The organism is Noviherbaspirillum sp. L7-7A, assembly GCF_019052805.1.
GTDB lineage: Bacteria > Pseudomonadota > Gammaproteobacteria > Burkholderiales > Burkholderiaceae_D > Noviherbaspirillum_A.
In genome coordinates this window covers 3846830-3870905 of record NZ_JAHQRJ010000001.1, presented here as the reverse complement: position 1 = coordinate 3870905, position 24076 = coordinate 3846830, and the positions used below count along the sequence as shown (strand labels likewise).

The window sequence follows — 24076 nt, the reverse complement described above, 5'->3', positions numbered from 1 at the left end:
TAATCCATGAACTTCCCAAGCCGAGGGGAAAATGACAGGCTTCGAAATTAAAGGTGGCAATGGTTGCCGAGGACGATGAATGCCCAGGCGTTGCGCCAGAAAACAAAAAGCCCAGCGGATTAAGCTGGGCTTCGATTTAATTTATGGTGCCGGCTGCAGGACTCGAACCCGCCACCCCATGATTACAAATCATGTGCTCTACCTGATGAGCTAAGCCGGCAAAGAGCGAAATTATACGTTATTTGATACGTGTCAGGGTCGGGCGGCCACCCTTTTTCGGCGGCTCCGGCGTGTCGTCTGGCGCCGGGTCGGTTTCCGTCTCGGCACTTTCCGACTGGGATGATGGCACCGCAGTGAGCGTGGGCGGTTCGGCTTGTGGTGCCACGGGCTGGTCGGCGGATTCCGGTTTGCGGGTGACTTCGAATGCCATGCCTTGCCCGTTTTCGCGTGCGTAGATCGCTACGACGTTATCGACGGGCACAAAGATTTCCCGCGACACGCCGGCGAAACGCGCGTGAAAGTGAATGAAGTCATTGTCCATCTTCAAACCACTGGTCGCGCTGAAGCTGATGTTGAGTACGATTTCGCCATTCTTGACGAATTCCATCGGCACCTGGGTCTGGCTATCCACCATCGCTGCCAGGTAAGGCGTGTAACCGTTATCGGTACACCATTCGTAGATAGCGCGTAACAGATAGGGCTTGGTTGAGGTTTCTGACATAGTTCACGGTTTACCGGCTGACACGACAAGAGGCGTCTGTGGGCACATGGCGCAGCTTACGCAGGCGCCACATGCACCATAGGACAGGAACAGTGCGAGGGCAACAGCGCAATTACCGGCGCATGACTTTCTCGGACGGCGTCAGCGCTTCGATATACGCTGGACGCGAGAAGATGCGTTCAGCATATTTCATCAGTGGCGCAGCCGTTTTGGAGAGCTCGATGCCGTAATGGTCGAGACGCCAGAGCAAGGGCGCTACTGCCACGTCCAGCATGGAGAACTCGTCACCCAGCATGTACTTGTTCTTCAGGAACAATGGCGCAAGCTGCGTCAGGCGATCGCGAATTTCATTGCGCGCCTTGTCCAGGCTCTTGTCGCCCGCCTTGGTCTTTTCGTTTTCCAGCGTGTGCACGTGGACGAACAACTCTTTTTCAAAGTTGAACAGCATCAGGCGCGCGCGCGCCCGCATCAGCGGGTCGGCCGGCATCAGTTGCGGATGCGGGAAACGCTCGTCGATGTACTCATTGATGATGTTGGACTCGTAGAGCACGAGTTCGCGCTCGACCAGAATCGGCACCTGGCCGTATGGATTCATCGTGGAGATATCTTCCGGCTTGTTGAAGAGGTCGACATCGCGCACTTCGAAGTCCATGCCTTTTTCAAACAGGACCAGGCGGCAACGTTGGGAAAATGGGCAGGTTGTGCCCGAGTAGAGAACCATCATTTTTGCAGTTCCTTAAAAACAAATAGGGTGAGGCCGGAACGCCTCACCCCTGGATCACCTGTCGCCTGCAGAGAAAGGCAGGTAACAGGCCAGACTCTTTATTTGACGCTCTTCCAGTAGGTTGCGCTCAAACGCCATACCAGCACCAGCAGAACACCCATGAACAGCAGCACCCAGACGCCCAGCTGGCGACGCTTGTTCTGGGCCGGCTCGGCCATCCAGCTCATGTACGACACCAGATCTGCGACCGCGGTATCGTAGTCGAGCGCGGACATGGTGCCCGGCTTGACCTGCTCAAAACCGGCGAACTTGTGCACGACCTCGCCAGTGTGCTCATCCTTCTCTTCGACAAACTTGGCATTGCGGATGCCCTGCAGCTGCCACAGCACATGCGGCATGGCGACATTGGGATAGACCAGGTTGTTCCAGCCGGTAGGGCGAGTGTTGTCGGCGTAGTAGGTACGCAGATAGGTATAGATGTAGTCGGGGCCACTGCCGGCTTCGGACGACTTGGCGCGCGAGATCACCGACAGATCCGGCGGCGCGGCGCCAAACCAGGCCTTGCCGTCGACCGGCGTCATTGCCGACTTCATCAGGTCGCCCACCTTGTCCGTCGTAAACAGCAGGTTGGCCTTGATCTGGTCTTCCGACAGGCCGATGTCGCGCAGGCGGTTATAACGCATGGCCGACGCCGAGTGACAGTTCAGGCAGTAGTTGACGAACAGTTTCGCGCCGTTCTGCAGGGATGCCAGGTCGGTGCGTTCAGGTGCGCGGTCCAGCGGAAAACCGCCTTCGCTTGCCAGCGCGAACGCTGGCAGCAGGACCAATGCCGCAATCAGTTTGTTGAAAAATTTCATTCTTGTGATCCTTTGCGGCTTAGTGCGGATGGAACGTGACGCGGCTCGGGACCGGCTTGAACTGGCCGGCGCGGCTCCACCATGGCATCAGCAGGAAAAAGCCGAAGTAGATGAAGGTGCATACCTGCGACAGCAGGGTGCGGCCGGCGGTCGGCGCCTGCACGCCCAGATAGCCCAGCACGACGAAGGTGATGCCGAACAGGATCAGCACATATTTGTGCCAGGTGGGGCGATAACGGATGGAACGCACCGGGGAATGATCCAGCCAGGGCATGCCGGCCAGGATCACGACCGACGCGCCCATCAGCACCACGCCCCAGAACTTGGCGTCGAACACCAGCATGCCGACGATCACGGCCAGGCCAATCACCGCCGCCACCATCTTCATCAGGCCGGACAGGCGGGATTTCAGGATCAGCAGCGCGACATAGGCAGCCACGCCGGCCATCAGCGCATACATGAATTGCGAGGTGGTGGCACGCAGCACCGAGTAGTAAGGCGTGAAGTACCAGACCGGGGCAATATGCGGCGGCGTCTTCAGCGAGTCGGCCGGCAGGAAGTTGTTGTACTCCAGGAAGTAACCGCCCATTTCCGGCGCAAAGAAGATCACTGCGCTGAATATCGTCAGGAAGATGGTCACGCCGAATGCATCATGCACGGTGTAGTAGGGATGCGAGGGAATCGCGTCGACCGGATGGCCGTCCGGACCGAGGTTGTCCTTGACTTCGATGCCGTCGGGATTGTTCGAGCCCACTTCATGCAGCGCGATCAGGTGGGCGGCAACGAGGCCCAGCAGCACCAGCGGAATCGCAATCACGTGGAAGGCGAAGAAGCGGTTCAGGGTGGCATCGGACACCACGTAGTCTCCACGGATCCACAGCGACAGGTCAGGACCGATGAAGGGAATCGCCGAGAACAGGTTCACGATCACCTGCGCGCCCCAGTAGGACATCTGGCCCCATGGCAGCAGGTAGCCGAAGAAGGCCTCGCCCATCAACGCCAGGAAGATGCCGACGCCGAACAGCCAGATCAGCTCGCGCGGCTTGCGGTAGGAGCCGTACAGCAGGGCGCGGGTCATGTGCAGGTAAACCACGATGAAGAAGGCGGAAGCGCCGGTGGAGTGCATGTAGCGCACCAGCCAGCCCCACGGCACGTCGCGCATGATGTACTCAACGGACGCGAAGGCCAGGTTGGCATCGGGCTTGTAATGCATCACCAGGAAAATGCCGGTGACGATCTGGATGACCAGCACCAGCATGGCCAGCGAACCGAAGATGTACCACCAGTTGAAATTCTTGGGCGCATAGTACTGGCCCCACTGGTCATTCCACAGCTTGCTCAGCGGAAACCTGGAATCGACCCAGTTCAGTGCCTTGGCGCTGACTGGCGCGTCGGGCGGCAACTTCTTCTCCACGAATCCCATGATTTATGCCTCACCTTTCTCGTCCTTGCCGATGACAAGCTTGGTGTCGCCGGCATACATGTGACGTGGCACCTGAAGATTGTCAGGCGCCGGCTTGTTCTTGTAGACGCGGCCGGCCATATCGAAGGTCGAGCCGTGGCAGGGGCACAGGAAACCGCCCTGCCAGTCGTCGGGCAGCGAAGGCTGCGGTCCCGGCTGGAGCTTGGTGGTCGGGGAGCAGCCCAGATGGGTGCAGATGCCGACCGCGACCAGAATGTCGGGCTTGATGGAACGATATTCGTTACGCGCATATTCAGGCGTAAGTTCGTCCGGATTGCGCTGCGATTTGGGATCGGCCAGCTGATCGTCCAGCTTGGGCAGCGCCGACACCATTTCCGGCGAGCGCTTCAATATCCATACCGGCTTGCCGCGCCATTCGACGGTCTTGAGCTCGCCCGGCGCCATGCCGGCGATATCGACTTCAACCGGCGCGCCGGCTGCCTTCGCGCGCTCTGACGGCTGGAAGGTGGACACAAAGGCCCCTGCCGTAGCCAGCCCTGCAACTCCGCCAGCCGCACATGTGGCAGCAAGCAGGACACGTCGACCGGAATCGACCTGTTTATCGTTACTCATACCAACCCCAATCAGTCAAAATGCGAAATCTGAACGAAACTTCTAGCAACCTTAAATTATATCGGAGCGTCGACCTGTTTTAAAGAAAATACATCTTCCTGTGCGCAATAAACATGCAAAGACACCGATAAACGCACCGATGAGGTGAACTGTGGGGTCCTGTGGGATACTGCCGCGTAACAATCCGGTCAAGGAAACTTCCGCGCCAACGGCGGTTTCCATTACCACCTTCGATCACTAACCATAGGAGAGTCGCAATGAGCATGCTGCAGGAATTCAAGGCATTTGCAGTCAAGGGCAATGTAGTGGACCTTGCAGTCGCCGTCATCATTGGCGCCGCCTTCGGCAAGATCGTCGATTCCCTGGTCCAGGATGTGATCATGCCGGTGGTGGGAAAGATTTTCGGTGGCCTGGATTTCTCGAATTATTATTTGCCGCTGAATAACCAGGGCATGAATCTCACGCTCGCCGAAGCCAAGAAGGCCGGCGCCGTTCTGGCATACGGCAATTTCCTCACCATCCTGCTGAACTTCATCATTCTGGCCTTCATCATTTTTCAGATGGTCAGGCTGATCAACAAGGCGCGCACCCTGTCCTTCCGCAGGCAGCAGGAAGTGGAAGACGCCGCCCCGGCCGCGCCGCCGTCCGAGGACATCCTGCTGCTGCGCGAAATCCGCGACGCCCTGCGTCGGCCGGAAAATCTGCGTTGAGCAGCCCGAAACGGCAGCAGCGCAATCACTTGGCGCCAGAAATCGCTGGATCCGCTGCGGCCCGCTGAATCAACTGCCCGGCGTTCTTGTCCGGCCACCCCGCAGCCGGAAAAGTCTTGGCCTCAGCCGGGTTCGCGCGCTTTCAATGTCGCCATCCGGAGCAAGCCGCGGCGCTGCGCCTCGAATACCGCTTCTCCGCGGGAATGCACGGACAGCTTGCCGTAAATGTTCTTCACATGGGTCTGCACCGTGCCGACCGATACGGACAGTGTCCGCGCCACTTCGCCATAGCTGTCGCCACGGGCAATCAGGTTGAGAATCGCCGCCTCGCGCCGCGTGAGCAGAGAGCGTGCATCCGCATTGCTGGCTGGCGCAGACGACGCTGGCATGGCGTCGCGCATCCGGCCCAGGACTTTCCTGGCGATCAGCGGGCTGATGGGCGAGCCACCCGAGTGCAGGTCCATCAATGCACGCACGATGTCCAGATGTCCGGCGTCCTTCAGCACATAGCCGGCCGCGCCGGCTTCGATGCATGCCAGTACGCTATCCTCATCGCTGGACATGGTAATGACCAGAATGCCGCAATCCGGCCAGCGGCCGACACAGGCGCGAATCACATCCACGCCGGATCCGTCGGGCAGGCCAAGGTCGGTCAGCAGCAGATCCACCGGCGTGGACACCAGCCAGGCCAGCGCCGGCTGGACGCTATCGAAGGAGGCAACCAGCTGTAGCGCTGGCTCGGACTGGATGGCCGCTGCGAGATACTTGCGGGTAACGTTATCGTCCTCAACAATCATGACGTTGATCGGTTGCCGGACTGCTGCTTGCGACATCATGGTTTTCCTGTCTGTGCCGTGAATGAGCGCCTTGGTGAGCGCCTAACTGCGAACTGTCGAACGATTACCGGTAGGCGCATGCCGAAGTTACGCAATCTGTGTGAAGCCGGGCCTTCGTAACATCAGGCTGGCAAAAATGCGAAGACATCAGATATTTCTCGCCTGGCCTTCAGGTTCGCGGATCTGTCGCCATGGCAGAAGTCACATGACAGGAATCGGCCTGGATCTAGACCGGATTGTCGATATCGATGAAACGATGCGCGATGCCGAACTGGCCGGCGAGATGCTGGCCGAGCGCCTGTATGCCATACCGTTCGGTTGCATGATGGCCGCAGGCCAGATAGGCCACGCCGGTTTCGCGCGCCAGATGCACGGTTTGCTCCGAGATTTCTCCGCTGAGATAGGTGCCGGCGCCGGCGGCGATCGCATCGTCGAGATAACCCTGCGCCGCTCCGGTGCACCATCCCACCTGTCCAAGAAGCTGCCCGGCATCGCCGATGACCATGGGCGAGCGTCCCAGCCGCTGCTCGATCCGCCGCGCCAGGTCCCCGACCGTGCGCACCGCCGCGTCTTCCGGCGCGCCAAGCCAGCCGAGGTCGTTTTCGCCGAAGCGGGACTGGGCGTTCAGACCGAGTTGCCGTCCAAGCTGGGCATTGTTGCCCAGCTCCGGATGCACATCCAGCGGCAGATGATAGGCGAAGAGATTGACGTCATTGGCCAGCAGCCGCTTCAGGCGCTGGCGCCGGATGCCGGTAATCCGGCCATCCTCGCCGCGCCAGAAATAGCCGTGATGCACGAGAATCGCATCGGCGCCTTCTTCCAAGGCGGCGTCGATCAGCGCGGCGCTGGCGGTAACGCCGGTGACGATACTGGCAATGCGGTCGCGTCCCTCGACCTGCAAACCGTTTGGGCTAAAATCACGGATGCGGCTGATATCAAGCAGACAAGCCAGATAATCCGACAGCGCCCGGCGATCCACGGATGGCTCACTCAATTCATTCACCCTTCTCTCTTTATGCAACGTCTCTGGTTATTGTTTGCCCAAACCGTCACTGTCGGTCTGGCGCTGTGGTTCATTGTAGCGACACTCAAGCCGGACTGGGCGCCGCGCATCCATGGCGGCACTCAGCCGGTCACCCTGAATACCGGCAATGTCCCGATGCAGGAATCCACCGCGTCACCCAGGGTGCAGCAGGGCAGCAGCTACCGCGACGCGTCGCAGCGGGCCATGCCAGCGGTGGTCAACATCTTCACCAGCAAGGGCGTGCGCCCGGCGCGCAATCCGCTGCTGGACGACCCCTTCCTGCGCCGCTTCTTCGGCGAGCGCCAGGGCGAGCAGGAGGAAAAGCAGTCCAGCCTGGGCTCGGGCGTGATCGTCAGTTCCGAAGGCTACATCCTGACCAATAACCATGTGGTGGAAGCGGCCGACGAGATCGAGATCGCGCTGGCCGACGGCCGCAAGGCCGCGGCCCGCCTGGTCGGCACCGATCCGGAAACCGATCTGGCGGTGATCAAGGTGGACCTGAAGGATCTGCCCACCATCACCCTGGCCCAGATCGAGCAGACCCGCGTCGGCGACGTGGTGCTGGCCATCGGCAATCCGTTCGGCGTCGGCCAGACGGTCACCATGGGCATCGTCTCGGCGCTGGGCCGCAACCACCTGGGCATCAACACCTTCGAAAACTTCATCCAGACCGACGCCGCCATCAATCCCGGCAATTCGGGCGGCGCGCTGGTCGACACCAACGGCAATCTGCTGGGCATCAATACCGCGATCTATTCCCGCACCGGCGGCTCGCTGGGCATCGGCTTCGCCATTCCCGTCACCACGGTCAAGACCGTGATGGAATCCATCATCAAGACCGGCCAGGTGGTGCGCGGCTGGATCGGCGTGGAGCCGCAGGACATCACGCCCGAACTGGCGGAAAGCTTTGGCCTGCAGCGCAAGTCGGGCACCATCATCGCCGGCGTGCTGCGCAACGGTCCCGCCGACCGCGCCGGCATGCGGCCGGGCGACATCCTGGTGGAAGTCGATGGCCGCCCGGTGGACGACACCACGTCGATGCTGAACCTGATCGCCCAGCTGCAACCTGGCAAGAAGGCCAGCATGAAGGTGCTGCGCAAGAATGCCGAAACCAGCCTCGATGTGACGGTGGGCATCCGTCCCAAGATGCAGACACGTCCCGCGGAGTAGACATGCATGTACGCGACCTGAGGCAATACCTGGCGGAGCTGGATGAGAACAACCAGCGCGCCTGGTTCGTGATGAACAAGCCGCGCTACGACATACTGCGCGCCGAGTTTCTGGAACTGACAACGCGCCTGATCAGGGGCATTGCCCGGTTCGATCCGGCGGTGGCGGCCTGCAACCCGAAGAAGGCGCTGTTTCGCATCAACCGCGACCTGCGCTTCTCGCGCGACCCCAAGCCTTACAAGACGCACTTTTCCGCCGCCATTACCGCCAGCGGGCTGAAGAAGCCCAGCCAGGGCGGCGGGCCGGCTTATTACTTCCACGTCGATGAAAAAGGCCAGTTGCTGATCGCCGGCGGCGAATACCTTCCGCCGCCCGACCGGCTGCGCCAGATCCGGCAGCAGGTGATTGCCGATGCGGATGGCTTCTCGGCGGTATTGAATAACCGGAAACTGCGCGCCGCCTTTGGCGACCTGCAGCAGGAAGGCAAGCTGACGCGGCCGCCCAAGGGCTTCGGCGCGGACACGCCGCATGCCGAGTATGTGCGCCACAAGAGCTTCATCGTGTGGAACGAGCGCAGCGTGGACGGCATGACCGGCGACGAACTGGAACAGATGGTGCTGAAGAATTTCAGGGATGCGCAGCCACTGGTGCAGTGGCTGCGGCAGGTGCCGAACGCGTAGGCGGTCGGCCGCTTGAAGCTTTAGCTGCCGGTGCTGCCGGTGCTGCTGGGATGCTCTTCCGGCGCCTGGGTGGCCCGCACGAACATCGGCGCCAGCAGCAGGCCCAATTCAAACAGCAGGCACATCGGCACCGCCAGGAACAACTGGCTCATGATATCGGGCGGCGTGACCACCGCAGCGACGACGAAGGCGCCGACGATGACATACGGCCGGATTGCCTTCAGCTTTTCCACTGTCATCAGATTCATCCGCACCAGCACCACCACCACTACCGGCACCTCGAAGGTGATGCCGAAGGCCAGGCACATGGTCATCACGAAATCGAGGTAGTTCTCGATGTCGGGCGCCACGGTGATCGAGCTGGGCGCAAAGTCGTAGATGAAGCGGAACACCTTGCCGAACACCAGGAAGTAGCAGAAGGCCACGCCCACCATGAACAGGAAGGAGGATGAAATCACCAGCGGCGCAATCAGCCGCTTTTCATGGGCGTACAGGCCAGGCGCAACGAAGGCCCACGCCTGGTACAGCACCCACGGCAGCGAGATGATGAAGGCGGCCAGCAGCGTGACCTTCATCGGCACCATGAAGGGCGTGATCACGCCGGTGGCAATCATCTTCGCGTCGCCAGGCAGCGCGATCATCATCGGCCGGGCAATGAAGTCATAGACCGCGCCCGGGCCGGGCCAGACGGCGACCAGCACAAGGAATACCGCCAGCACCACGGCGACTGCCCTGACCAGGCGGTTGCGCAGTTCGACCAGATGGGAAATGAAGGTATCCTGCGCGTCGGCTTGTGTGTCTTCAGCCATTTAATGGAACGATTGGGTGGGTTTGCGGCTGCCCGAGGGGCGATGCCGGGCGACGCGGGCCGCGCCTGACAGCACACGCGACCGGCGGCCGTTCTGCCGCTTGTACCAGGAAGGCACGGCCGAGGTGCGGGCCAGCTTCTTCCTGCGAAAGTCCTTGGCCTTGACCGCATGCTGGTCAGGCGTGGGCGGCTCCATCAGCGGATTGGACGCGCTGGTGAAATCATCATTCCAGCCGGAACTGACGGCGTCGCGCACTTCGGCGGCATTCTCCGAGATGGATTGCTCCACCGTGCTGGCGGCCTCCCGCACGTCCTGCTGCATCTTGCGGAATTCGTCGAGGTCGATTTCCCGGCTGACTTCCTGCTTCACGTCATTGATGTAGCGCTGTGCGCGGCCAAACAGGGAACCCGCCATGCGCGCCACGCGCGGCAGTTTTTCCGGCCCGATGACGACCAGCGCCACGACGCCGATCAGGGCAATCTTGGTCAGGCCGAGATCGATCATGTGGCGCTACCGTGCACGATGCGCATCGGCTCAGGTCCGGTTCTTTTCTTTGGTTTCGACGTCGATGGTGCCCTTGTCGGCCACGGTCGGCGGCGCGCCGGCGACGCGGTCTTCCTCGCCCTTGACGCCATCCTTGAAGCCCTTCACTGCCTTGCCGAGGTCGGAACCCATGTTGCCGATCTTCTTGGTGCCGAATACCAGCATCACGATGACCAGAACGATCAGCCAGTGCCAGACGCTAAATGAACCCATTTGTTTCTCCTTGCGGAACGCTGCGTTCCAGGTTGAATTTGTCCGGATCCGACCGGACTACCGTTGGCCGCGCCAGGGACGCGGTCCGCCGATCACATGCAGATGAAGATGGTATACCTCTTGTCCACCATCCGGACCAGTATTGAACAGGGTCTTGAAGCCGCCAGAGCCATTGGCGCCGCCATCGGCCTCGTATCCGCAGCCTAATTGTTGCGCCAGCCTGGGCGCCAGAAGCAGCATTTTACCTAACAAAGCAGAGTGCTGTTCCGTGCAGTCGGCCAGTGTCGGAATGTGTTGCTTCGGCACAATAAGAACATGCACGGGCGCCGCCGGATTGATGTCGTGGAAGGCGATCAGATCCTCGTCTTCATGCACCTTCTTCGAGGGAATCTGCCCCGCGGTGATCTTGCAGAAAATACAGTTGTCCAAACCAGTCTCCGTTGCTATTGATGAGCTTGTTCCCGTTCCGTGCTGCCGCCTTCAGTCGTGCTTCAGGCTGCGGCTGGCCTTTTCCTCGATACCCGAGATGCCTTCCCGCCGCGCCAGTTCCTTCAGTACATCGTCCGGCGTGAGATTAAACTGCGCCAGCATGACAAGCGTATGAAACCAGAGGTCGGCGCACTCATACAGCACCCTGGACGCATCGCCATCGACCCGCGCATCCTTGGCGGCCATCACGGTCTCGGTGGCTTCCTCGCCGATCTTCTTCAGGATCGCGTCGTCGCCCTTGGCGAACAGCCGGCTGACATAGGATTTCTCCGGATCGCCGCCGTTGGCGGGCTTGCGTGACTCGATGACTTGCGCCAGGCGGTTCAGGGTGTCGCTCATTGTGCCGCTTTGCCTTTACTTGTAGATGCTGTCGGGATTCTTCAAGACCGGGTCGACCGCGACCCATTCGCCGTCGGCGGCGCTGCCCTCGAATTTTTGGAAGAAGCAGGAATGCCGGCCGGTGTGGCAGGCAATGCCGTCCACCTGTTCGACCTTGAGCAGCACCACGTCCTCGTCGCAGTCCAGGCGCAGTTCATGCACCTTCTGCACATGGCCCGATTCCTCGCCCTTGTGCCACAGTTTCTTGCGCGAGCGGCTCCAGTAGACCGCCTGGCCCGATTCGGCCGTGCGCGCCAGCGCTTCCCGGTTCATCCAGGCAAACATCAGCACGTCGTTGCTGCCGACCTCCTGGGCAATCACCGGCACCAGGCCGTGCTCGTCCCAGCGCACCTTGTTCAACCATTTCGCCTTGACGCTCATGCCAGCCTCATCGGTATGCCCTGGCCCGCCATGAATTGCTTGGCTTCCTGCACGGTGTGCTGGCCATAATGGAAAATGCTGGCTGCCAGCACCGCGTCGGCATGGCCCTTCCTGACGCCGTCGGCCAGGTCCTGCAGGCCGCCCACGCCGCCGGAGGCAATGACCGGGATGGTGATCGCATCCGACACGGCCTGGGTCAGCGCCAGGTCGAAGCCGGAACGGGTGCCGTCGCGGTCCATGCTGGTGAGCAGGATCTCGCCGGCGCCCAGCATCTGCATCCTGCGCGCCCATTCCACCGCGTCCAGGCCGGTGGCCTTGCGCCCGCCGTGGGTATAGACCTGCCACTGGTTCTCGCCGGAGCGCTTGGCGTCGATCGCCACCACGATGCATTGCGAGCCGTACTTGTCGGCCGCGTCCTGCACCAGCTGCGGATTGGTCACGGCCGAGGTGTTGATGCTGACCTTGTCGGCGCCGGCATTGAGCAGCCGCCGCACGTCTTCCACCACGCGCACGCCGCCTCCCACCGTCAGCGGAATGAAGACCTGGGAGGCCACCGCTTCGATGATGTGCAGGATCAGGTCGCGCTCGTCGCTCGATGCGGTGATGTCGAGGAAGGTCAGTTCGTCCGCGCCCTGCTCGTCATAGCGGCGCGCGATTTCCACCGGGTCGCCGGCGTCGCGCAGCTCGACGAAGTTGATGCCCTTGACCACCCGCCCGGCGGTGACATCGAGGCAGGGAATGATGCGTTTTGCAAGAGTCATGATCAGTCGGTTTCGCCCTCTTCCACGCCCGAAAGCGCGTCGGCCCTTTCCTGCGCCAGGCGCAGGTCCAGCGTGCCTTCGTAGATGGAGCGGCCGCAGATCACGCCTTCGATGCCTTCGTCCTGCACCGCGCACAGGGCTTCGACGTCCTTGATGTTGTGCACGCCGCCGGAGGCGATCACGGGAATCGTCATGCTGCGCGCCAGGCGCACGGTGGCGTCGATGTTGACGCCGCCCATCATGCCGTCGCGGCCGATGTCGGTGTAGACGATGGCTTCGCAGCCGTAGTCCTCGAATTTCTTGGCCAGGTCCAGCACCTCATGGCCGGACAGCTTGCTCCAGCCGTCGGTGGCGACCTTGCCGTCCTTGGCGTCGAGGCCGACGATGATCTGGCCGGGGAAGGCGCTGCAGGCATCGTGCAGGAAGCCGGGATTCTTCACCGCGGCGGTGCCAATGATGATGTAGGACAGGCCGCCGTCCAGGTAGCGCTCGATGGTGTCGAGATCGCGGATGCCGCCGCCCAGCTGGATCGGGATTTCATCGACATCGTTGTCGATTGCAAACTCGCGCACCGCCTTGATGATGGACTTGACCGCCAGTTCGTTCTTGGGCTTGCCGGCGAAGGCGCCATTCAGGTCGACCAGGTGCAGCCGGCGCGCGCCCTGGGCCAGCCAGTGCCGCGCCATCTCGGCCGGGTCGTCGGAGAATACGGTGGCTTGCTCCATGTCGCCCTGTTTCAGGCGTACGCAATGACCGTCTTTGAGATCGATAGCAGGTATAAGCAGCATGGCTACAGTGAGTGGGACGTTAAGGTTGGTGGTTGGATAAACGAGGGCTGCACTGGCTCAGGGCTTCCAGTTGGCAAAGTTTCTGTAGAGCTGCAGGCCGGCGGCAGCGCTTTTCTCCGGGTGGAACTGGGTAGCGAAAATATAGTCGCGTCCGACCGCGCATGCAAACGCGGCGCCGTAATCGGTCTCGCCCAGCACATGCGCCGGATTGGCGGGCGCGGCATGGTAGCTGTGGACGAAATAGAAATAATCATTGTCGGCCACGCCCTCCCACATGGGATGCGGGGCGGTCTGGCGCACCCGGTTCCAGCCCATCTGCGGCACCTTGAAGCGCGAGCCGTCGTCCTGCAGCCGGCCTTCGAGATTGAAGCGCACCACTTTGCCCGGCAACAGGCCGAGGCAGGGCGTGTCGCCCTCCTCGCTCCAGTCGAACAGCATCTGTTCGCCGACGCAGACGCCAAACAGCGGCTTGGTCTGCGAGGCGGCCTTCACCGCCTCTTCCAGGCCGGAGGCGCGCAGGCTGCGCATGCAGTCCGGCATCGCGCCCTGGCCCGGCAGCACCACCCGGTCGGCGGCGCTGATGTCGGCGACTTCGCCGGAGATGCGCACATCGGCTTCCGGCGCGACATGGCGCAGCGCCTGCGCCACCGAGCGCAGGTTGCCCATGCCGTAATCCACTACCACGATCTTGTTCATGTCAGAAATTAAGCTGGTCAGCCGAAAATTACAGGCTGCCCTTGGTCGACGGAATGGTGCCGGCGGCGCGGGCATCGAGTTCGCTGGCCATGCGCAGCGCGCGGCCGAATGCCTTGAAAACGGTTTCGCACTGATGGTGGGCGTTGGCGCCACGCAGATTGTCGATGTGCAGGGTGACCAGCGCATGGTTGACGAAGCCCTGGAAGAACTCACGGGTCAGGTCGACATCGAAGCCGCCGATCATGGAGCGGGTGAACGGCACATGGAATTCCAGGCCGGGACGGCCGGAGAAGTCGACCACCACCCGCGACAGCGCTTCATCCAGCGGCACATAGGCGTGGCCGTAGCGGCGCAGGCCCTTCTTGTCGCCAACCGCCTTGGCCACCGCCTGGCCCAGCGTGATGCCCACGTCTTCCACCGTATGGTGCGCATCGATATGCAGGTCTCCCCTGGCCTCGACGTCGAGGTCGATCAGGCCATGGCGGGCGATCTGGTCCAGCATGTGGTCCAGGAAAGGCACGCCGGTGTTGAGATTCTGCTTGCCGCTGCCGTCAAGGTTGATGGCGATGCGGATCTGGGTTTCGTTGGTGTTGCGGACGACTTCCGCAATGCGTGGCGTAGACATGTTTGAACCAGGTTAGAGAGCGAGCGCGGTCTTCAGGGCATTCAGGAACAGGGTGTTTTCTTCCGGGGTGCTGACCGTCACGCGCAGGCAATTATGCAGCAAAGCGTGCATTTTACCGACATTTTTGACCAGCACCTTCTGTTCCAGCAGGCGCGCATGCACCGGCGCGGAATCCAGGCCGGGCCGGGTGACGCGCATCAGCAGGAAATTGGCGGCCGACGGAAACACCTCGACGCCCGGCAGCGCGGCCAGTTCGGCGGCCACCCGGCTGCGTTCGTCGCGCAGGGAAGCCGCCTGGGCATCCAGCACATCGCTGTGCTCGAGCACGAATTCGGCGGTGGCCTGGGTCAGCACATTGATGTTGTACGGCGGGCGCACCTTCTCGAACTGCTCCAGCAGCGCGCTGCTTGCCGACATGTAGCCGAGCCGGATGCCGGCCAGGCCCAGCTTGGAGACGGTGCGCATTACCACCAGGTTATCGAATTCGGCCAGGCGCGGCATGAAGCTGGCCTGGGCGAAGGGCTGGTAGGCCTCGTCGACGATCACGATGCCGCTGTCGCCGACCGCGCGCAGGATGTCGACCATGGCGGCCTCGTCGAACAGGTTGCCGGTCGGGTTGTTCGGGTAGGCCAGGTAGGTCACCGCCGGCCGGTGCGCGGCGATGGCGGCCAGCATGGCGTCGCGGTCGAGGCTGAAATCGGGCCTGAGATCGACGCCGATGAACTGCAGGCCGGCGAACTGGGCCGACATCGCATACATCACGAAGGCGGGCAGCGGCGCCAGCACCTTGGCGCCGGGCTTGGCGCACGCCACCGACACCATCGAGATCAGCTCGTCGGAGCCATTGCCCAGCACCACGTCATAGCCGGCCGGCACGCCGAGCTTGCCGCGGATGCCGGCCTTCAGTTCGGTATAGCTTGGCGTCGGATAGCGGTTCAGCGCCACTTCGGACAGCCGGCGGCCGAGCTCGGCGCGCAGCGGCCCGGGCAGCTGGTAGGGGTTTTCCATCGCGTCGAGCTTGACGCAGCCGGCCGCGTCCTGCACATGGTAGGCCGACAGGGCAAGGACGTCGGGACGGATAAGGTTTTCGATCAGGGACATGGCGTGCTCACGTTGTCGGCGGCGGATTGTTCGGCGGGTTCCAGCGCCGCCAGCCTTTGGTCTATCAGTTTGCAGTAATCGGCGTTGAGTTCAAAGCCGACGAAGTCGCGGCCGCAGCGGCGCGCCGCCACGGCGGTGGTGCCGCTGCCCATGAACGGGTCCAGCACCAGGCCGCCGGGCGGGCAGGACGCCTTGACCATGCGCTCGATGATTTCCAGCGGCTTCTGGGTCGGGTGGTCGGCCCTTTCCCGGTGCTCGCGGTGCAGGCGCGACACGCTCCACACGTCCTTGGGGTTGTAGCCCAGCTCCAGCCACTTCGCGCCGACGAAGATGGAGCGCGAGCGCGCCTTCTTGGTCTGGGCGTCATAGGGAATGCGCACCGCGTCGAGGTCGAAGTAATAGTCGCGGGCATTGGCGAAGAAGCCGATGTTGTCATGCACCGAGGAATAGCGGCGGGTGCTGCCGCCCATGGACGGCACCCGGCGGTCCCAGACGATCTCGTTGATCATGGTCATGCGCTGCTTGAGCATCACGAATACTTCCGGCGAGTAGCGCCAGGTCAGGAACACATACAGGCTGCCGCCGGCCTTCAGCTTGGGCAAGGCGGCGTCGACCCAGGCTTCGGTCCATTCCAGGTAGGCCGCGCTTTCCATGCGGTCGGAGTCGTTGCCGTAGTCCTTGCCGAGGTTGTACGGCGGATCGGCGATGATCAGGTCCACCGCGCCGTCGGGCAGGCGCGCGATGCCGGCCAACGCGTCTTCGCAGAAAACGCGGTTGCGCCAGTTATCGTTGTCCAACGGCCTGCCTGCGCATCATTTCTTGTAGCGGTATTCGGCGGAGCGGGCATGCGCCTGCAGGCCTTCGCCGTAGGCCAGCTCGGCCGCGACCTGGCCCAGGGTGCGGGCGCCGGCTTCGCTGACCTGGATCACCGACGAACGCTTCTGGAAGTCGTAGACGCCCAGCGGCGACGAAAAGCGCGCGGTGCGGGAGGTCGGCAGCACATGGTTGGGTCCGGCGCAGTAGTCGCCGATGGACTCGGACGAGAAGCGGCCGAGGAACATCGCGCCTGCATGGCGGATGCGGTGCGACCAGGCCAGCGGATTCTCGGCCGAGATTTCCAGGTGCTCGGGCGCGATGAAGTTGGCGATCTCGCAGGCTTCGTTCATGTCGCGCACCTTGACCATCGCGCCGCGGTTGGTCAGCGAGGTGCGGATCACGTCCTTGCGCGGCATTTCCTCCAGCAGCCGGTCCACGCTATTCTGCACCCGCGCCATGTAGTCGGCGTCCGGGCAGACCAGGATGGACTGCGCCAGCTCGTCATGCTCGGCCTGGGAGAACAGGTCCATGGCGACCCAGTCCGGGTCGGTGCTGCCGTCGCACAGCACCAGGATCTCGGACGGACCGGCGATCATGTCGATGCCCACGGTGCCGAACACCCGGCGCTTGGCCGCGGCGACATAGGCATTGCCGGGACCGACGATCTTGTCGACCTGCGGGATGGTGGCCGTGCCGTAGGCCAGCGCGGCCACCGCCTGCGCGCCGCCGATGGTGAAGACGCGGTTGACGCCGGCAATCGCCGCGGCGGCCAGCACCAGCTCGTTCTTCACGCCGGCGGGCGTGGGCACCACCATGATGATGTCCTGCACGCCGGCGACATGGGCCGGAATCGCATTCATCAGGACGGACGAGGGATAGGCCGCCTTGCCGCCCGGCACGTAGATGCCGACCCGGTCCAGCGGCGTTACCTTCTGGCCCAATACGGTGCCGTCGTCCTCGGTATAGAGGAAGCCGTCGGAGCCGCACTCCTCCTTCTGCCGCTCGTGATAGGCGCGCACCCGGTCGGCCGCGATCTGCAGCGCCTCGCGGCGCGCCTCGGGCAGGCCGGCCAGCGCCGCATGCAGCTCGTCCTGGCGGATTTCCAGCGCCGACATCGACGCCGCTTCCAGCTGGTCGAAGCGGTTGGTGTATTCCAGCACGGCGGCGTCGCCGCGGGCCTTCACGTCGGCCAGGATGCCGGCGGCGGCGCGGTCGATCGCGTCATCCTCGCTGGCCTCGAAGGCCAGCACGGCGCGCAGCTGCGCATTGAAATCGGCGTCGGTCGAATCGAGTGTGCGTATCGGTGCGGACATGGCGATAGGGGATGGGTTAACGTTTCGACGCCTGCTCGAAGGCGTCGATGATGGGCTGGAGGCGCTCGCGCTTCAGTTTCAGCGCGGCCTGGTTCACCACCAGGCGCGAGGAAATATCCATGATGTGCTCTACTTCGACCAGGTGGTTGGCCTTCAGGGTGCTGCCGGTGCTGACCAGGTCGACGATGGCGTCCGACAGGCCGACCAGCGGCGCCAGCTCCATCGAGCCGTACAGCTTGATCAGGTCCACATGCACGCCCTTGGCGGCGAAATGCTGGCGCGCGGTCTCGGTGTACTTGGTGGCCACGCGCAGCCGCGCGCCCTGCTTCACCGCGCTGGCATAGTCGAAGCCGGCCGACACCGCCACCGACATCCGGCAGCGCGCGATGTTGAGGTCGATCGGCTGGTACAGGCCCTCGCCGCCATGCTCCAGCAGCACGTCCTTGCCGGCCACGCCGAAGTCGGCGGCGCCATGCTGCACATAGGTCGGCACGTCGGAAGCGCGCACGATGATCACCCGCAGCGCCTCGTCGTTGGTCGGCAGGATCAGCTTGCGCGAGGTTTCCGGGTTTTCGGTGACCGTGATGCCGGCCGCCTGCAGCAATGGCAGGGTTTCCTCGAAGATGCGGCCCTTGGACAGGGCCAGCGTTAATTGGCGCTTCATCCGTTCACCCTCTGTATATCGGCGCCGACGGCGCACAGCTTGACTTCCATGCGGTCGTAGCCGCGGTCGAGGTGATAGATGCGGTCGACCAGGGTTTCGCCGCGGGCGGCCAGGCCGGCGATCACCAGCGAGGCCGAGGCGCGCAGGTCGGTGGCCATCACCGGCGCGCCGACCAGTTGCGGCACGCCCTCGATGATCGCGGTATGGCCCTCGATGCCGATGCAGGCGCCCAAGCGGTTCATTTCCTGCACATGCATGAAACGGTTCTCGAAGATGGTTTCGGTGACGCGGCTGTTGCCTTCGGCGATGCAGTTCAGCGCCATGAACTGGGCCTGCATGTCGGTCGGGAAACCGGGGTATTCGGTGGTGCGGAAGCTCACTGCCCTGGGCCGTGCCGCCATCTGGGCGCGGATCCAGTCCGGGCCGGTGGTCAGCACCACGCCGGCTTCGCGCAGCTTGTCGAGCGCGACATCGAGGATGTCGGTGCGCACGTTGGTCAGCGTCACATCGCCGCCGGCGGCAGCCACCGCGCACAGGAAGGTGGCGGTCTCGACCCGGTCGGGGATCACCGCATGCGAGGCGCCATGCAGGCTGGGCACGCCCTGGATCACCAGCCGGTCGGTGCCGATGCCGGAAATCTGCGCGCCCATGGCCACCAGCAGGTTGGCGAGATCCGTCACTTCCGGCTCGCGCGCGGCGTTTTCCAGTACGGTCTCGCCATCGGCCAGGGTGGCGGCCATCAGCAGGTTCTCGGTGCCGGTGACGGTGATCATGTCAGTGACGATGCGCGCGCCTCTGAGCTTCTTGGCGCGGGCATGGATATAGCCGGCCTCGATCTGGATCTCGGCGCCCATGGCGCGCAGGCCCTTGATGTGCTGGTCGACCGGACGCGAGCCGATGGCGCAGCCGCCCGGCAGCGAGACGCGGGCTTCGCCGAAGCGCGCCACCAGCGGTCCCAGCACCAGGATGGCGGCGCGCATGGTTTTCACCATTTCATAGGGCGCTTCCAGCTTGTCGATGCGGCCGCCGTTCAGAGCAATGCGATCGCCCTCTTCCTCGGCGCGCAGGCCCATCTGGCGCAGCAGTTTCAGCATGGTGGCCACGTCCTGCAGGCGCGGCACGTTGGACAGCTGCACGGTGTCGGCCGTCAGCAGGCCGGCGCACAGGATGGGCAGCGCCGCATTCTTGGCGCCGGAAATGGCGATATCGCCAGCCAGGCGCTTGCCGCCCGTGATTAACAGTTTTTGCATTACGTTTGAAATTCGTCAGGGGTCAGCGTCTTCATCGATAAGGCGTGGATTTCCTCGCGCATGCGGTCGCCCAGGGCCGCATAGACCAGCTGGTGGCGCTGGATCAGGCGCTTGCCGGCAAAGGCCGGCGAGACGATGACGGCGGTGAAATGCTGGCCGTCGCCTTCGACCTCCAGGTGGGTGCAGTCCAGGCCGGCGGCGATATAGCTCTTCACGAGCTCAGGGGTGGGCAACATGATTTCTGCCTTGTTGAGGTTGATGATGGTCGAGCGCATCGTGGTGTGTTCAATGATCAATGGCGCAGCTTGTAGCCGCTCTTGAGCATGGTGATGGCAACGCCGGCGAGCACCACGAAAAAGGTGGTCACGATCGCAAAGCTGATGCCGGGCGCCACGTCGGAATGGCCGAAGAAACCGTAGCGAAAGCCGTCAATCATATAAAAAAACGGATTGGCATGCGACACCGCCAGCCAGAAAGACGGCAGCGAGTGTATCGAATAGAACACGCCGGCCAGGAAGGTTGCCGGCATGATCAGGAAATTCTGGAAGGCGGCCAGCTGGTCGAATTTCTCGGCCCAGATGCCCGCGATCAGGCCCATGGTGCCCAGGATCGCCGAGCCCAGCAGCGCAAAGGCGAAGATCCACAGCGGCGCCACGAAGGACAGGTGGGCGAACCAGGCGGTGATGACGAACACGCCTAGGCCAACGGCCAGGCCGCGCACCATGGCCGCCAGCACATAGGCGCCGAACATTTCCCAGTGCGACAGCGGCGGCAGCAGAATGAACACCAGGTTGCCGGTGATCTTGGACTGGATCAGCGACGACGAGGAATTGGCGAAGGCATTCTGCAGCACGCTCATCATCACCAGGCCCGGCACCAGGAAGGCGGTATAGGTCACGCCCGGATAGACCTCGACCCGGCCTTCCAGCACCTGGCCGAAGATCAGCAGGTAGAGCATGGCGGTGACGATGGGCGCGGTCAGGGTTTGCGTGGCGACCTTCCAGAAGCGCAAGACTTCCTTGTAGAACAGCGTGCGAAAGCCCGTCATTTGCTGCCTTCCATGATTTCAATGAACACATCTTCCAGATCGGCCTGATGCAGCTGCATGTCCTCGATCTGCGCGCCGTTCTGGCGCAGCGTGGCGAGTATCGGCTCGACATCGGCATAGTCGGCGATGCGGAATACATACTTGTTGCTGCCCGGCTCGGCCGGATGGGACAGCAGCGGCGCCAGCGAGCCGGGAAATTCGCCGGTCAGCTGCACTTCCAGCTGCGAGCCGGAAATGCGGCGGATCAGCGCGGCGGTGGAGTCGAGCGCCACCACCTTGCCGCCGCGCAGCATCGCGATGCGGTTGCACAGCGCCTGCGCCTCTTCCAGGTAGTGCGTCGTCAGCACCACCGTATGGCCTTCCCGGTTCAGGCGCGAGACGAACTTCCATAGCGTCTGGCGCAGTTCGACGTCGACGCCGGCGGTCGGCTCGTCGAGCACGATGACCGGCGGCTTGTGCACCAGCGCCTGCGCGACCAGCACCCGGCGCTTCATGCCGCCGGACAGCGCGCGCATGTTGGCATCGGCCTTGTTGGTCAGGTCGAGGTTGTGCATGATCTCGTCGATCCAGTCATCGTTCTTCTTCAGCCCGAAATAGCCGGACTGCATGCGCAGGGTTTCGCGCACGGTGAAAAAGGGATCGAACACCAGTTCCTGCGGCACCACGCCGAGCAGCCGGCGCGCCTGGCGGTAATCGCGGACCACGTCGTGGCCCATGATCTTCACGCTGCCGGAATCGGCGCGGTTCAGGCCGGCCAGGATGGAAATGAGCGTGGTCTTGCCGGCGCCGTTGGGCCCCAGCAATCCGAAAAACTCGCCTTCCTCGATGGAGAATGTGACGCCGCCCAGGGCTTGCAGCGTGCCGTAGCGTTTCTTTACCTGGTCTATCTGAATGGCGGCCATGCGGGCTTCATTGTTGTTGCGGATGAACCGGCGCAGGAAAAGCCGGCCGGTGAAAGGGCTTGATTATAGGGGATTTCCGCACAGGCACTCTGGACGAGGTGCGGGAGGCAGCCGGCAGCCCGTTTGCCCGGAGAATGCGGACGGCATGACGCCTGCCCGCATCGGGCCGCGCAAACGCTCAGGACAATTGCAGGAGTTCAGCCACGCCGTACAGCTGCGCCAGGCTGCGCAGGCTGGCCGGCGCATTGCGCAGCGCCAGCGGCGCATTGCGCGCCGCCGCCGCCCGCTTCCAGGCCAGGAGAGTGGCAACGGCCGAGGAATCGACCGTGGACATGCGCGCCAGGTCGATCTCGGTCTGGCCGCCGGCAATGGCCTGCAGCCCCGCGCCCAGTGCGGCCCTGGCCTCGGCCAGGGTCAGGGATTCGGCCGGCTGGTACATGCTCAGGACTTCGCGTTCTTGGCGATGCCATTGGCCGACAGCTTCTTGTTGCGCTCTGCCAAAGTCTTGATCAGGCCGTCGATGCCGCCCTTGCTGATTTCGCTGGCGAAGTTGCCCTTGTAGGTTTCCACCAGCCAGGCGCCGAGCACGTTCAGGTCATAGATCTTCCAGGTATTGCCGGACTTGGCCAGGCGGTAATTGAGCTGGATCGGCTCGCCGCGCTGCTGCACCACCTGCGAACGCACTTCCACGTCGGTGTCGGACGGGTCGTTGCGCATCGGCTTGAATTCCAGCTGCTGGTCGCGGATCTGGGCGATCGCGCCGGCATAGGTGTAGACCAGCAGGTCGCGGAATTCCTCGGTCAGACGCTTCTGCTGGTCCGGCGTGGCTTCGCGCCAGTAACGGCCGGCGGCCAGCGCAGTCATGCGCTGGAAGTCGACGTTGGGCAGGATCTTGCTCTGCACCACGTCCAGGATCTTCTGCTGGTTGCCGCTCTGGATGTCCTTGTCGCTCTTGGCCGTTTCCAGCACTTCCTGGCTGATGCGCTTGATGAAGACGTCGGGCGCTTCCTGCGCGACGGCGGCGCCGGTGAAGCTGAGCATGCCAAGGGTGAGAATTGCGATGAATTTTTTAAACATGATCTTTTTCCTGAAATTGACAGTGGCGGCGGCATGCCTGCCCGCGCGCCGTCACGATTACTTAGGGAGGTTCCCGTCGGGGGCGGGAATGAAAGCCGGCTGGCTGCCGTTGGCGGCAGGTGCGGCCGGCGCCTTTTCCTGTTGGGCATCGCCCTTGGTCGCGGGTTCCGCAGATGGGGCTGCCGAACCGCCATTCAATGACGAACCATTGTCCGTTTTCGAATCCAGCTCATCGTCGTCGGGCAGCGCGCGGTACACCGAGTCGGCGCCGCGCTCGCGGTTGCTGCTGATCTTGCCGGCGCGGCGCTGCAGATAGGCGTCGCGGATGAACTCGTAGCGGTCCAGCGCGGCATCCTCGATCAGGTTGGAGGCGTCCAGCACGCCGGCACGCAGGTCGATCACGCGCAGCGCGGTGCCGAAGTAGCGGGTGGCGTCGGGCGTGACGTAGGTCCATGGATTGCCGGCGAAATCGGCTGGCAGCGCCGCCGAGTCGCGCACGGTGGAGGAACCCAGCAGCGGCAACACCACATAAGGCCCGGACTGCACTCCCCAGACGCCCAGCGTGGCGCCGAAGTCCTGGCTATGCTTGGGCAGGCCGGCGTCGCTGCCGATGTCGATCAGGCCGGCGATGCCGAAGGTGGAATTGATGGTGAAGCGCATCACGTCCGAGACGCCGTCGGCCACCCTGCCCTGCAGCAGGTTGTTGACCGCGGTCCAGACATCGGCGAGGTTGCCAAAGAAGTTGTAGACGCCGGTCTGCATGAAGGAAGGCACCACGCGCTTGTAGGCGGTGGCCGCCGGCTTCAGTGCATACTGGTCCACCTTGTCGTTGAAGGTGAACATGGTCCGGTTGAACTTCTCGAACGGGTCCACCGGATTTCTTGCGGCGGAGCCGGAATCGGTAGTACTCGTGGTGGCACAGCCGGACAGGATGGTGACCATGCTCAGCGCGAGCAGGGAACGGCCCAGGGTATTCATTGTTTTTGTTCCTCTTTCCCTTCAGCAGCCTTGCTGAAGAGGAATTGACTGATCAGATTTTCCAGCACGATCGCGGATTGCGTCATGGTGATGCGGTCGCCCTGGGCGAGATTGTTGGTGTCGCCGCCCGGCTCCAGGCCGATGTATTGCTCGCCCAGCAGGCCGGAGGTCAGGATCTTGGCCGAACTGTCCTTCGGAAACGCGTAGCCGCTCTGCATCTTCAGCCTGACTTCCGCCTGGAAGGTTTTGCCGTTCAGGCCGATATTGTCGACCCGGCCGACCACCACGCCGGCGCTCTTGACCGGCGCGCCAGGCTTCAGGCCACCGATGTTGTCGAAGCGCGCCGTCACGTCATAGGTCTTGGCGAACGAGATTGAACTCATGTTGCCGGCCTTCAGGGCCAGGAACAGCAAGGCAGCCGCGCCCAGTACCACGAACAGGCCAACCCAGACATCCAGAGATTTACGTTGCATGCTTACACCCTTCG

The 24076-nt window shown here is 62.9% G+C and carries 32 protein-coding genes and 1 tRNA gene; 3 read left to right on the top strand and 30 right to left on the bottom strand.

Annotation, left to right across the window (positions count from 1 at the left end; translation table 11 throughout):
• Positions 1-144: 144 nt before the first annotated feature.
• From KTQ42_RS17700 to petA, 6 genes are all read right to left on the bottom strand, one after another.
• Positions 145-220: transfer RNA gene (locus tag KTQ42_RS17700), tRNA-Thr, on the bottom strand.
• An 18-nt stretch (positions 221-238) separates the two neighbouring features.
• A complete protein-coding gene (locus KTQ42_RS17695) occupies positions 239-721 on the bottom strand; it encodes a ClpXP protease specificity-enhancing factor (protein ID WP_217346662.1) in 483 nt (160 codons plus the stop codon).
• A 112-nt stretch (positions 722-833) separates the two neighbouring features.
• Complete coding sequence (locus KTQ42_RS17690) at positions 834-1445, bottom strand: glutathione S-transferase N-terminal domain-containing protein (protein WP_217346661.1); 612 nt, start codon at positions 1443-1445, stop codon at positions 834-836.
• 98 nt (positions 1446-1543) lie between these two features.
• Positions 1544-2302, bottom strand: a complete 759-nt coding sequence (locus KTQ42_RS17685) for a cytochrome c1 (RefSeq protein WP_217346660.1) — start codon at positions 2300-2302, stop codon at positions 1544-1546.
• A gap of 19 nt (positions 2303-2321) precedes the next feature.
• Positions 2322-3725, bottom strand: a complete 1404-nt coding sequence (locus KTQ42_RS17680) for a cytochrome bc complex cytochrome b subunit (RefSeq protein ID WP_217346659.1) — start codon at positions 3723-3725, stop codon at positions 2322-2324.
• 3 nt (positions 3726-3728) lie between these two features.
• On the bottom strand, positions 3729-4337 hold the full coding sequence (gene petA / locus KTQ42_RS17675; RefSeq protein ID WP_217346658.1) for a ubiquinol-cytochrome c reductase iron-sulfur subunit: 609 nt from the start codon (positions 4335-4337) through the stop codon (positions 3729-3731).
• Positions 4338-4594: 257 nt separating this feature from the next.
• Here petA and mscL point away from each other — a divergent pair, with 257 nt between their 5' ends.
• Positions 4595-5047 carry a large conductance mechanosensitive channel protein MscL gene (gene mscL / locus KTQ42_RS17670; protein WP_217346657.1) on the top strand — a complete coding sequence of 151 codons (453 nt, stop codon included), beginning with the start codon at positions 4595-4597 and terminating at the stop codon, positions 5045-5047.
• Positions 5048-5169: 122 nt separating this feature from the next.
• On the opposite strand, the gene KTQ42_RS17665 is transcribed toward mscL, so the two are convergent.
• Together KTQ42_RS17665 and KTQ42_RS17660 are read right to left on the bottom strand one after the other, a co-directional pair.
• A complete protein-coding gene (locus KTQ42_RS17665; RefSeq protein WP_217346656.1) occupies positions 5170-5883 on the bottom strand; it encodes a response regulator transcription factor in 714 nt (237 codons plus the stop codon).
• Positions 5884-6109: 226 nt separating this feature from the next.
• On the bottom strand, positions 6110-6877 hold the full coding sequence (locus KTQ42_RS17660) for a Nif3-like dinuclear metal center hexameric protein (RefSeq protein ID WP_217347029.1): 768 nt from the start codon (positions 6875-6877) through the stop codon (positions 6110-6112).
• 21 nt (positions 6878-6898) lie between these two features.
• Here KTQ42_RS17660 and KTQ42_RS17655 point away from each other — a divergent pair, with 21 nt between their 5' ends.
• A complete protein-coding gene (locus KTQ42_RS17655) occupies positions 6899-8077 on the top strand; it encodes a Do family serine endopeptidase (RefSeq protein ID WP_217346655.1) in 1179 nt (392 codons plus the stop codon).
• Between the two features lie 2 nt (positions 8078-8079).
• Positions 8080-8757 (top strand): DUF2461 domain-containing protein, encoded by a 678-nt coding sequence (locus KTQ42_RS17650; RefSeq protein ID WP_217346654.1) that lies wholly within the window; start codon positions 8080-8082, stop codon positions 8755-8757.
• Positions 8758-8777: 20 nt separating this feature from the next.
• Here the strand turns inward: KTQ42_RS17650 and tatC are convergent, their stop codons facing one another.
• The 22 genes from tatC to mlaD form a co-directional block, all read right to left on the bottom strand.
• On the bottom strand, positions 8778-9566 hold the full coding sequence (gene tatC, locus KTQ42_RS17645; RefSeq protein ID WP_217346653.1) for a twin-arginine translocase subunit TatC: 789 nt from the start codon (positions 9564-9566) through the stop codon (positions 8778-8780).
• The gene (gene tatB / locus KTQ42_RS17640) at positions 9567-10070 is read right to left on the bottom strand and encodes a Sec-independent protein translocase protein TatB (protein ID WP_217346652.1); all 504 of its coding nucleotides are present in this window, start codon (positions 10068-10070) and stop codon (positions 9567-9569) included.
• A gap of 30 nt (positions 10071-10100) precedes the next feature.
• Complete coding sequence (gene tatA, locus KTQ42_RS17635) at positions 10101-10322, bottom strand: Sec-independent protein translocase subunit TatA (RefSeq protein WP_194714353.1); 222 nt, start codon at positions 10320-10322, stop codon at positions 10101-10103.
• A 57-nt stretch (positions 10323-10379) separates the two neighbouring features.
• Positions 10380-10751: a histidine triad nucleotide-binding protein gene (locus tag KTQ42_RS17630; protein ID WP_217346651.1), complete on the bottom strand. Its 372-nt coding sequence runs from the start codon at positions 10749-10751 to the stop codon at positions 10380-10382.
• 51 nt (positions 10752-10802) lie between these two features.
• Positions 10803-11150 (bottom strand): phosphoribosyl-ATP diphosphatase, encoded by a 348-nt coding sequence (locus KTQ42_RS17625; RefSeq protein ID WP_217346650.1) that lies wholly within the window; start codon positions 11148-11150, stop codon positions 10803-10805.
• A gap of 15 nt (positions 11151-11165) precedes the next feature.
• The gene (hisI, locus tag KTQ42_RS17620; protein ID WP_217346649.1) at positions 11166-11570 is read right to left on the bottom strand and encodes a phosphoribosyl-AMP cyclohydrolase; all 405 of its coding nucleotides are present in this window, start codon (positions 11568-11570) and stop codon (positions 11166-11168) included.
• Positions 11567-12331 carry an imidazole glycerol phosphate synthase subunit HisF gene (hisF, locus tag KTQ42_RS17615; RefSeq protein WP_217346648.1) on the bottom strand — a complete coding sequence of 255 codons (765 nt, stop codon included), beginning with the start codon at positions 12329-12331 and terminating at the stop codon, positions 11567-11569. The genes hisI and hisF overlap by 4 nt, the downstream gene beginning before the upstream one ends.
• 2 nt (positions 12332-12333) lie before the next feature.
• A complete protein-coding gene (gene hisA, locus KTQ42_RS17610) occupies positions 12334-13119 on the bottom strand; it encodes a 1-(5-phosphoribosyl)-5-[(5-phosphoribosylamino)methylideneamino]imidazole-4-carboxamide isomerase (protein WP_217346647.1) in 786 nt (261 codons plus the stop codon).
• A 57-nt stretch (positions 13120-13176) separates the two neighbouring features.
• Positions 13177-13815 carry an imidazole glycerol phosphate synthase subunit HisH gene (hisH, locus tag KTQ42_RS17605; RefSeq protein WP_217346646.1) on the bottom strand — a complete coding sequence of 213 codons (639 nt, stop codon included), beginning with the start codon at positions 13813-13815 and terminating at the stop codon, positions 13177-13179.
• A gap of 28 nt (positions 13816-13843) precedes the next feature.
• Positions 13844-14440 (bottom strand): imidazoleglycerol-phosphate dehydratase HisB, encoded by a 597-nt coding sequence (gene hisB, locus KTQ42_RS17600; RefSeq protein ID WP_217346645.1) that lies wholly within the window; start codon positions 14438-14440, stop codon positions 13844-13846.
• A 12-nt stretch (positions 14441-14452) separates the two neighbouring features.
• Complete coding sequence (gene hisC, locus KTQ42_RS17595; protein WP_217346644.1) at positions 14453-15541, bottom strand: histidinol-phosphate transaminase; 1089 nt, start codon at positions 15539-15541, stop codon at positions 14453-14455.
• Positions 15532-16338 (bottom strand): site-specific DNA-methyltransferase, encoded by an 807-nt coding sequence (locus tag KTQ42_RS17590; protein WP_217346643.1) that lies wholly within the window; start codon positions 16336-16338, stop codon positions 15532-15534. Before KTQ42_RS17590 ends, hisC begins: the two co-directional genes overlap by 10 nt.
• Before the next feature lie 15 nt (positions 16339-16353).
• A complete protein-coding gene (gene hisD, locus KTQ42_RS17585) occupies positions 16354-17670 on the bottom strand; it encodes a histidinol dehydrogenase (protein WP_217346642.1) in 1317 nt (438 codons plus the stop codon).
• 16 nt (positions 17671-17686) lie between these two features.
• The gene (gene hisG / locus KTQ42_RS17580) at positions 17687-18334 is read right to left on the bottom strand and encodes an ATP phosphoribosyltransferase (protein ID WP_217346641.1); all 648 of its coding nucleotides are present in this window, start codon (positions 18332-18334) and stop codon (positions 17687-17689) included.
• Complete coding sequence (gene murA / locus KTQ42_RS17575) at positions 18331-19584, bottom strand: UDP-N-acetylglucosamine 1-carboxyvinyltransferase (RefSeq protein ID WP_217346640.1); 1254 nt, start codon at positions 19582-19584, stop codon at positions 18331-18333. The genes hisG and murA overlap by 4 nt, the downstream gene beginning before the upstream one ends.
• Entirely contained in the window at positions 19584-19820 is a 237-nt protein-coding gene (locus tag KTQ42_RS17570; RefSeq protein ID WP_194714388.1) for a BolA family protein, read from the bottom strand. Before KTQ42_RS17570 ends, murA begins: the two co-directional genes overlap by 1 nt.
• Positions 19821-19876: 56 nt before the next feature.
• Complete coding sequence (locus KTQ42_RS17565; RefSeq protein WP_217346639.1) at positions 19877-20632, bottom strand: ABC transporter permease; 756 nt, start codon at positions 20630-20632, stop codon at positions 19877-19879.
• A complete protein-coding gene (locus tag KTQ42_RS17560) occupies positions 20629-21534 on the bottom strand; it encodes an ABC transporter ATP-binding protein (RefSeq protein WP_217346638.1) in 906 nt (301 codons plus the stop codon). The genes KTQ42_RS17565 and KTQ42_RS17560 overlap by 4 nt, the downstream gene beginning before the upstream one ends.
• A 178-nt stretch (positions 21535-21712) precedes the next feature.
• On the bottom strand, positions 21713-21973 hold the full coding sequence (locus KTQ42_RS17555) for an STAS domain-containing protein (RefSeq protein ID WP_217346637.1): 261 nt from the start codon (positions 21971-21973) through the stop codon (positions 21713-21715).
• A gap of 2 nt (positions 21974-21975) precedes the next feature.
• On the bottom strand, positions 21976-22611 hold the full coding sequence (locus KTQ42_RS17550) for an ABC transporter substrate-binding protein (RefSeq protein WP_217346636.1): 636 nt from the start codon (positions 22609-22611) through the stop codon (positions 21976-21978).
• A 57-nt stretch (positions 22612-22668) separates the two neighbouring features.
• Positions 22669-23589 (bottom strand): VacJ family lipoprotein, encoded by a 921-nt coding sequence (locus KTQ42_RS17545; protein ID WP_217346635.1) that lies wholly within the window; start codon positions 23587-23589, stop codon positions 22669-22671.
• Positions 23586-24062 carry an outer membrane lipid asymmetry maintenance protein MlaD gene (mlaD, locus tag KTQ42_RS17540; protein WP_217346634.1) on the bottom strand — a complete coding sequence of 159 codons (477 nt, stop codon included), beginning with the start codon at positions 24060-24062 and terminating at the stop codon, positions 23586-23588. The genes KTQ42_RS17545 and mlaD overlap by 4 nt, the downstream gene beginning before the upstream one ends.
• Positions 24063-24076: the final 14 nt, after the last annotated feature.

Excerpts from the sequence above, each read along its gene's own strand:
- KTQ42_RS17695 (WP_217346662.1), bottom strand. The coding sequence starts at position 721 with ATGTCAGAAACCTCAACCAAGCCCTATCTGTTACGCGCTATCTACGAA.
- KTQ42_RS17690 (WP_217346661.1), bottom strand. The coding sequence starts at position 1,445 with ATGATGGTTCTCTACTCGGGCACAACCTGCCCATTTTCCCAACGTTGC.
- KTQ42_RS17685 (WP_217346660.1), bottom strand. The coding sequence starts at position 2,302 with ATGAAATTTTTCAACAAACTGATTGCGGCATTGGTCCTGCTGCCAGCG.
- KTQ42_RS17680 (WP_217346659.1), bottom strand. The coding sequence starts at position 3,725 with ATGGGATTCGTGGAGAAGAAGTTGCCGCCCGACGCGCCAGTCAGCGCC.
- petA (WP_217346658.1), bottom strand. The coding sequence starts at position 4,337 with ATGAGTAACGATAAACAGGTCGATTCCGGTCGACGTGTCCTGCTTGCT.
- mscL (WP_217346657.1), top strand. The coding sequence starts at position 4,595 with ATGAGCATGCTGCAGGAATTCAAGGCATTTGCAGTCAAGGGCAATGTA.
- KTQ42_RS17665 (WP_217346656.1), bottom strand. The coding sequence starts at position 5,883 with ATGATGTCGCAAGCAGCAGTCCGGCAACCGATCAACGTCATGATTGTT.
- KTQ42_RS17655 (WP_217346655.1), top strand. The coding sequence starts at position 6,899 with ATGCAACGTCTCTGGTTATTGTTTGCCCAAACCGTCACTGTCGGTCTG.
- KTQ42_RS17650 (WP_217346654.1), top strand. The coding sequence starts at position 8,080 with ATGCATGTACGCGACCTGAGGCAATACCTGGCGGAGCTGGATGAGAAC.
- tatC (WP_217346653.1), bottom strand. The coding sequence starts at position 9,566 with ATGGCTGAAGACACACAAGCCGACGCGCAGGATACCTTCATTTCCCAT.
- tatB (WP_217346652.1), bottom strand. The coding sequence starts at position 10,070 with ATGATCGATCTCGGCCTGACCAAGATTGCCCTGATCGGCGTCGTGGCG.
- tatA (WP_194714353.1), bottom strand. The coding sequence starts at position 10,322 with ATGGGTTCATTTAGCGTCTGGCACTGGCTGATCGTTCTGGTCATCGTG.
- KTQ42_RS17625 (WP_217346650.1), bottom strand. The coding sequence starts at position 11,150 with ATGAGCGACACCCTGAACCGCCTGGCGCAAGTCATCGAGTCACGCAAG.
- hisI (WP_217346649.1), bottom strand. The coding sequence starts at position 11,570 with ATGAGCGTCAAGGCGAAATGGTTGAACAAGGTGCGCTGGGACGAGCAC.
- hisF (WP_217346648.1), bottom strand. The coding sequence starts at position 12,331 with ATGACTCTTGCAAAACGCATCATTCCCTGCCTCGATGTCACCGCCGGG.
- hisA (WP_217346647.1), bottom strand. The coding sequence starts at position 13,119 with ATGCTGCTTATACCTGCTATCGATCTCAAAGACGGTCATTGCGTACGC.
- hisH (WP_217346646.1), bottom strand. The coding sequence starts at position 13,815 with ATGAACAAGATCGTGGTAGTGGATTACGGCATGGGCAACCTGCGCTCG.
- hisB (WP_217346645.1), bottom strand. The coding sequence starts at position 14,440 with ATGTCTACGCCACGCATTGCGGAAGTCGTCCGCAACACCAACGAAACC.
- hisC (WP_217346644.1), bottom strand. The coding sequence starts at position 15,541 with ATGTCCCTGATCGAAAACCTTATCCGTCCCGACGTCCTTGCCCTGTCG.
- hisD (WP_217346642.1), bottom strand. The coding sequence starts at position 17,670 with ATGTCCGCACCGATACGCACACTCGATTCGACCGACGCCGATTTCAAT.
- hisG (WP_217346641.1), bottom strand. The coding sequence starts at position 18,334 with ATGAAGCGCCAATTAACGCTGGCCCTGTCCAAGGGCCGCATCTTCGAG.
- murA (WP_217346640.1), bottom strand. The coding sequence starts at position 19,584 with ATGCAAAAACTGTTAATCACGGGCGGCAAGCGCCTGGCTGGCGATATC.
- KTQ42_RS17570 (WP_194714388.1), bottom strand. The coding sequence starts at position 19,820 with ATGTTGCCCACCCCTGAGCTCGTGAAGAGCTATATCGCCGCCGGCCTG.
- KTQ42_RS17565 (WP_217346639.1), bottom strand. The coding sequence starts at position 20,632 with ATGACGGGCTTTCGCACGCTGTTCTACAAGGAAGTCTTGCGCTTCTGG.
- KTQ42_RS17560 (WP_217346638.1), bottom strand. The coding sequence starts at position 21,534 with ATGGCCGCCATTCAGATAGACCAGGTAAAGAAACGCTACGGCACGCTG.
- KTQ42_RS17555 (WP_217346637.1), bottom strand. The coding sequence starts at position 21,973 with ATGTACCAGCCGGCCGAATCCCTGACCCTGGCCGAGGCCAGGGCCGCA.
- KTQ42_RS17550 (WP_217346636.1), bottom strand. The coding sequence starts at position 22,611 with ATGTTTAAAAAATTCATCGCAATTCTCACCCTTGGCATGCTCAGCTTC.
- KTQ42_RS17545 (WP_217346635.1), bottom strand. The coding sequence starts at position 23,589 with ATGAATACCCTGGGCCGTTCCCTGCTCGCGCTGAGCATGGTCACCATC.
- mlaD (WP_217346634.1), bottom strand. The coding sequence starts at position 24,062 with ATGCAACGTAAATCTCTGGATGTCTGGGTTGGCCTGTTCGTGGTACTG.